Origin of the sequence: Curtobacterium sp. A7_M15, assembly GCF_030705415.1 — a bacterium.
In the GTDB taxonomy this organism is placed as follows: domain Bacteria; phylum Actinomycetota; class Actinomycetes; order Actinomycetales; family Microbacteriaceae; genus Curtobacterium.
Window position 1 is genome coordinate 1 of record NZ_JAUZED010000151.1, and the last position, 6,728, is coordinate 6,728.

Below are 6,728 nucleotides of genomic sequence, written 5' to 3' on the forward strand. Positions count from 1 at the left end.
GAGCCCGCCTCGGGCGTGCGCCGCACGCCGGGCCGGCACCGCGCCTCCCGGGACCACCCGAGCGGAAGGTGGGCCGCACGCCGGACCCGCACCGCGCCTCCCGACGGTCCCTCGCTCAGCCGCGCCCTCGCGCCAGCGCGACCGCCTGCCGGAGCGACAGGTCCGGCAGGTACGCGCGCACCACCGCGATCCCGATCGCCGGCAGCGCGACCGGGTCCGGGTAGGCGAGCACGAGCGGGTGCAGTTCGGGGCCGAACTTCTGCTTGAACCGCAGCAGCGACCGGAAGCCGTACACGGGCTCGAGCACGCCGCCGACCAGGTCGAGCAGGCTCTGCACGCCGTCGTTCGCCTGCGTGCCCTCGGCGGCCTGGGCGAGCGGAGCCGCCGACAGGCTGAGCCGCTCGACGCCGTCCTCGCGCATCCGGTCCGCAGCGCTCGCGACGAGGAACTCCATCACGCCGTTGGGCGCGGCCGGCGTGCGTCGCATGACGTCGAGCGTCCAGGCGACGACCCGGCCGTCCCGGTACCCCGGCAACCAGCTCGTGACCGCGAGGACGGTGCCCTCGGGATCCTGCGCGACGAGGGTGCGCACCGCGGGGTCGCGCATCTCGTCGATCCCGCCGAGGGTGAAGCCCATCTCCGGCAGCTCGCGCTCGGCGACCCACTCCTCCGAGATCGCCTCGATCTGCCTGGTCGTCGACGCGGGCAGCTGCTGCCAGCTGGACCAGGTCGCGGTGAGGCCCTCCCGGGACGCCTTGTTCACCGACGTCCGGACGTCCTGCTTCTTCTTCCCGCTCGTCGTCCACGTGCGGGGGTCGAAGTCGGCGTCCTCGGCCACGGGGAGCGTCGACCAGCCCTGCGCCGTGAGCACGCCGGCGGTCTCCACGCCGATGCCGTAGAAGACCGCCGTCCACCCGTTGTCGTCGCACCACCGGGCGAATGCGGGCATGGCCGCCGTGCGGGCGTCCGGCCAACCGAAGGGGCCGCCGACCGTCACCGCGACGCGGCCGTTGCGGCGGAAGGCGATGCCGGCGCGACCGTCCTCGGCGAACCAGTAGGCGTTGCCCCGCCACGTCGTCATCCAACCGAACCCGTCTCCGCCGCCGGCGACGAGCAGGGCGCGGGCGCGCTCCCGGTCGGCGTGCGCGACGTCGGCGTCCGTGTCGGGCTCGACCGCCCCGGTCGGTCGGACCGCGGCGATCGCGACGACCAGCCAGAGCACCGGTCCGCTCAGTCCGAGCACGAACCTGAGGGCGTGGTCCAGCGACGGGAGCCGGTCCCAGAAGCTGACCGGTGCGAGCGGCCCGAGGGCGGCGAGTGCCAGCCGCAGCGGGTCCTCGACGTGGTGCGCCGAGGACGCCGCGACGACCAGCACCACGACGATGATCCCGACCGCAGCCGCACCGACGGTCACCGCGAACGTCACCACGCGACGCCGGCTGGTGAGGACCGTGAAGGAACGCCGCAGCACCACCAGGACGACCGCCGTCCCGAGCGGGACGACGATCGACGCGACGATGGAGACGTCGGCGACGAACTGGTCCTCGAGGCCGTGCAGCGCGACGACGCGCCCCGGGACGAGGCCGTACGTGACCGCTGCGGCAGCGGCCGTCACCGTGTCGACGACCACCACGAGCCACACCGCGAAGCGACTGCCCCGGAAGAGTCCGAGTCCGCCGACGACGAGCGCGAGCAGGGGCGCGACCGCGAGGACGAGCGTCCACGGGTCGGTCGCACGGAAGGACAGGAGTCCGCGGAGGCACTCCCCCGCGACCGCGTCGGCACGGCAGCCGCGCACGGGCGTGACCGGGCCGGCGCCGACGACCGCGGCGATCGGTGCGAGCAGGCCCACCCGTGCGCGGGAGACCAGCGCGATGACCGGGCCCACGGCGGACACCAGCACGGCGGTGCCGAGCAGCGCCCGGGTCTCACGGTGCGAGCTGCGGACCCAGCCCTGTCGCTTCGGCGTGCGGCGCAGGAGTTCGCCGAGCAGCCACCCGGCGGCCGCGGCGAGGACGGCGGACAGGTCCGAGACGTGCCCGGCGTAGAGCAGGAGGGCCGCGACCACCGCGAGGGCGTTCACCCGGATCCGCCGCCGCCACAGCGTCCCGGCGAAGGCGCTCGCGGTGACGATCGTCCCGACGATCGCGGTCCAGGGGTCGAAGCTCGTCGCCCGCCCGAGCACCATCGGCACCGCTCCCCGACCGTCGAGGTCGACGAGCACGGCGAACGCGGCGATGCCCGTGCCGACGATCGTCGTGACCACGAACGCCAGTGCCGTGCGCCACGACCCCATGAGCCGCTCCGACGCCCCGACGAGCACGACCACCCCGGCGAGGGTCAGCAGCAGGGCGAGCACGCCGGTCGACGCCGCGAAGACCCGGAACGGACCGAACACCGTCGCGTGCGCGCCGTGCTGCAGCCGGAGGACGAACGCGAGCGTCGAGGTGGCCAGGACGAGCACGACGACGGCAGTGGTGACGGGGTGGCCGACGACGAGCCGGCGGGCCGTGGCCAGCGCGCGAACGGGGCCGGCGGACGGGGTGCCGCCCGACGGGGCTCCGCCGGACGGGGTGCCGCCCGACTGCGCGGTGCTGCTCACAGCGGCCCGCTCTCGGGGAGCCCGAGGTGCTCCAGCACCGCGGGGAGGCCGTGTGCCAGGACGTACCGCACGGTGTTCCAGTCGTGCGCCGACCCCGGTGAGACGACGAGCTGTGTGGCGATGCCCTCCCGCTCGGCCGCCGCTCGGAGCGTTGCCGTCGACGCCTTGTACGGCGCGTCGTCCCCGCCGACGCCGAACACGACGAGGTGGTCCGCGTACCGGCCGTGCGTGCGCATCTCGACCACCGGCGTGGCTGCCTCGTAGGCGGACCGCGACCCGCCGAAGCCCACGGCGATCGTGTGCTGCAGGCTGCCGTTCTTCGGCGCGATCTCGCTCGAGATCGCCAGCGCGGACCCGAAGACGTCGGGGTGGGCGGACGAGAACTGCATCGCGCAGGTGGCGCCCTCGGAGAACCCGACCACGCCCCAGGCCGACGGTGCCGCTGCGACCGCGAGGTGCCTCCTGATCCAGTCGACGGTGTCCGTCATCACGTAGGTCTCGCTGCGCCCGAGTCGCCGGGAGTCGACGCACATCGGGTTACGGTTCGGGGCGCCGAGCTGGTCCGGGGCGACGACGATCGGGGCGAGGCCGTCGTGCGCTGCTGCATACCGGTCAAGGTACTGGCCCATGTCGCCGGTCTGGAAGAGGTCGGCCGGCTCACCGGGTTGCCCGGAGAGCGCGATGAGCACGGGCAGCGCCGGCGCGTTCCTCACCTGCGCCGCTGGCGGGACCCACACCACGGCCTTCCGGGCGTGGAAGTGCGAGATCCTGCCGGGGATCGACACGCTGAACGTCTCGCCCCGCTTCGGCATGTCGGCCGGAGCGTGCCAGTCGTGGAGGTCGACCAGCCGCTCGACCGTCGGGTTCCGTTCCGCGAGCGTCCGGGTCTTGTACGGGTTCGTGGCGATGGCCTGTTCGACGTTCTTGTAGAAGCCGAAGTCGACGTTGATGCCGAGGCCCGCGGCGAGCAGCAGGCTCGCGGCGGCGGCCACGGCGACCACCCGACCGGTCCAGCCGCCCTGCACGAGCAACACGACCAGCAGCAGGATGCCGGCGCACGCCAGCGCGACCCACATCCGCGTCACCGAGGTGAACGCAACTCCGAACGCGTCCTGGACGTCGCCGAACCACCAGACGAGCGCCAGCCCGGCCACTGCGCCGACCCCGAGGGCAGCGATCCGGACGAGCACCCGGCCGAGCGACCGCGGCCGGGCGAGCAGCGCCCACACGACGAGGAGGGCGGCGAGCACGTCGACCGGTACGAGGACGGTGGAGCCCGTGATGGGGATGCGCAGGAGGTCGTGGAGCACGCTCTCATCGTGGCGCTGTGCTGCTGCCGGGCGGCCTCGGAGGCGCTTCTGCTCCGCACAGGTTCAGCATGGACGGCTTCCAGGGAACTTCCGGTTCTCATCCAGACGATCGCGGGCACGGGTGCGAGGGGCACCGCGTCGCGGTGCCCCTCGAACCCGTCGAGGGTCAGTGCCGCTTGCGCAGCACCAGGGTCCCCGCTCCCGCGAGGAGCAGCAGGAGGGCGATGCCGGCGGGGACGACCGGCGAGGACGCTCCCGTGTAGGCGAGGGCCGGCTGGCTGCTCGACGCGACCGCCGCGCGGACGGCGGCCTGGACGACCGTCGAAGCGCCGGCGGTCGTCGCGACGACCGCAACGGGCCGGGAGGCGCTGGTCGCCACGGCGAGGTCGGCCCCGGTGGTCGGGGTGGTCACCGTGACGGGCGTGGTGCCGTCGCCAGCGTTGTTCCCGGTGCCGGGGTCGGTGCCGCCACCGGGGGTGGTGCCGTCACCCGGGTCGGTCCCGTCGCCCGGGGTGGTGCCGTCGCCCGGGGTGGTGCCGTCGCCGGGGTCGGTGCCGTCACCGGGAGTGGTGCCGCCACCGGGCGTGGTGGTCGAGCTGGTGCCGTCGCCGACGATGCCGATCCCGTTGCCGCCGATGGTGACGGGGAGGCTGATCACGGGTGTGACCTGGCTGCCCGACAGCAGTCCCCCGTCACCGGAGGTCGTCCCACCCGCGGCCGGGGTGGTCGTCCCGGTCCCGGTCGCCGGAGCGGTCGCACCGGTCGAGGTGCCGTCACCGACGAGGCCGATGCCGTTCCCACCGATCGTCACCGGCACCGACACCACCGGTGACACCTGCGTGCCCGAGGCCGTACCGTCCGAACCCGAGGTCGACCCACCCGCGGCCGGGGTGGTCGTCCCGGTCCCGGTCGCCGGAGCGGTCGCACCGGTCGAGGTGCCGTCACCGACGAGGCCGATGCCGTTCCCACCGATCGTCACCGGCACCGACACCACCGGAGACACCTGCGTGCCCGAGGCCGTACCGTCCGAACCCGAGGTCGACCCACCCGCGGCCGGGGTGGTCGCCCCGGTCGCCGGAGCGGTCGCACCGGTCGAGGTGCCGTCACCGAGCAGCCCGATGCCGTTCCCCGACACCGTCACCGGCACCGACACCACCGGTGCGACCTGCGTGCCCGAGGCCGTACCGTCCGACCCCGAGGTCGTCGGGGCAGCAGCCGGTGCCGCAGGCGTGGACGCAGCGGATGTCGGCGTGCTCGGCGCGGTCGACACCGCGTCGCCACCGACCGCCACCGCGTTGCCCGTGGCCGCGACCGGCGCAGTCACCGCACCGGCGACCTGCGTCCCGGAGGCGATGCCGTCCGAACCTGAGGTCGTCGGGGCAGCAGCCGGTGCTGCGGCAGGGACCGGTGCCGATGCCGGTGCGGACGTCGCAGCAGCGTCGCCGCCGACCGCGATCGCGTTGCCCGAGACCTGCACGGGCGCCGCGACGTCGGGCACGACCTGCGTCCCCGAGGCGGTGCCGTCAGCACCCGACGTGGACGGCGATGCAGCCGGAGCGGAGGACGACGGCGCGGCCGCAGCCGTGGCCGTCGGACGGGTGGCCGACGACACCGCGTCGCCGAGGACCCCGAGGGCGTTGCCGGTCGCCGACACCGGCGCGTCGATCGACGGCGCCACCTGCGTGCCCGAGGCGATCCCGTCCGCTCCGGAGGTCGTCGCCGCGTTCGCCGCAGCAGCACCCCCGAGCGTCAGACCGCCGACGAAGAGGGCGAACCAGAGCCCTCTCGAGACGTACTTGTTCATGATCGTTGCTCCCTGATCGAGATGAGATGTGGCCGACCGCGATGGCGGCCGGTGGTGCGTGCCTGCCGTGCCGGACAGGCGCACCGATCTCAGTCAGGGGCGACGTCGTGCTCGCCGACGACCGACCCGGGAACGGCGTCGTCAGCGATGGTGCCGCGTGACCCCGCGGCGAGGGAGACCTGGGTGTCGGAACCGACGATCCCGACGGCCGCAGCCGACCCGGCGGAGCCGGAAGCGCCGCCGCCGAGGGCACCGGTGCCGGCCCCGTCCGCGAGCCCGCCGAACGTGGCGCCGTGGCCGTCGGGGACGAGGAACGCCCGCCCGCCGAACGTCGCGTCCTGCACGCCCGGCGCGGAGGCGTCGCTCGTGCTGACCGCGAACGCCGGGGCGCGCACGGAGGCGACGGACTCGGGTCGCTGGGCACCGCTCGGCGAGGTTCCGTCGGCCTGCGCCGCGGCACGGGATGTACCCGTCGACGTGAGCGACGGGGACGACGTGGTCGGGGCTGTGGACGTGCCGACCACCGGGGCCGAGGGGACGTCGATGACGGGGACCGTGCCTCCTGGCAGGACGTCACCGGCCGTCGGAGGCAGGCCGGTGAGCACGTCCGGAAGCGATCCGACGACCGTGCCCACTCCACCGAGGGTGTCGTCCACGACGCCGCTCACCGGATCGGTGACGGTGCCGAGCGTGTCGTCCCCGACGATCGCGCCGACCACCGGGACGCCGCCGACCACCTGGTCGAGCGTGTGCACCACGGTGGTCACGGGGCGTGCGTCGGTGAGCGTCTCGACGGTCCCGGTGACGGGACGGAGGACGGTCGCGAGCGAGCCGGTGACGGGCCTGGAGGCGCTGCTCGCCTCCGCCGATCCGGCCTGCGGTGCCGCCGGGGTCGCGTTCGTCGCCGCGGGTTCCGCCGCCGGGGCGGTCGCGGTCGGGGCTGTCGCGGTCGGGGCAGGCTGCGCTGCCGGTACCGCTGCGTCCGGAGCGGCGCTGGCGGGCTGCGCTGCCG

At 74.7% G+C, this 6,728-nt stretch carries 4 protein-coding genes; all 4 read right to left on the bottom strand.

Going from position 1 to position 6,728, the window contains the following annotated elements; genetic code table 11:
• Window positions 1-115: 115 nt before the first annotated feature.
• Window positions 116-2,602 (bottom strand): bifunctional lysylphosphatidylglycerol flippase/synthetase MprF, encoded by a 2,487-nt coding sequence (locus Q7F20_RS17205; protein WP_305741286.1) that lies wholly within the window; start codon window positions 2,600-2,602, stop codon window positions 116-118.
• Window positions 2,599-3,912: an esterase family protein gene (locus Q7F20_RS17210; protein WP_305741287.1), complete on the bottom strand. Its 1,314-nt coding sequence runs from the start codon at window positions 3,910-3,912 to the stop codon at window positions 2,599-2,601. Before Q7F20_RS17210 ends, Q7F20_RS17205 begins: the two co-directional genes overlap by 4 nt.
• A 166-nt stretch (window positions 3,913-4,078) precedes the next feature.
• Window positions 4,079-5,716 carry a hypothetical protein gene (locus Q7F20_RS17215; RefSeq protein WP_305741288.1) on the bottom strand — a complete coding sequence of 546 codons (1,638 nt, stop codon included), beginning with the start codon at window positions 5,714-5,716 and terminating at the stop codon, window positions 4,079-4,081.
• An 89-nt stretch (window positions 5,717-5,805) separates the two neighbouring features.
• On the bottom strand, window positions 5,806-6,728 hold a 923-nt coding region (locus tag Q7F20_RS17220), incomplete at its 5' end, for a hypothetical protein (protein WP_305741289.1).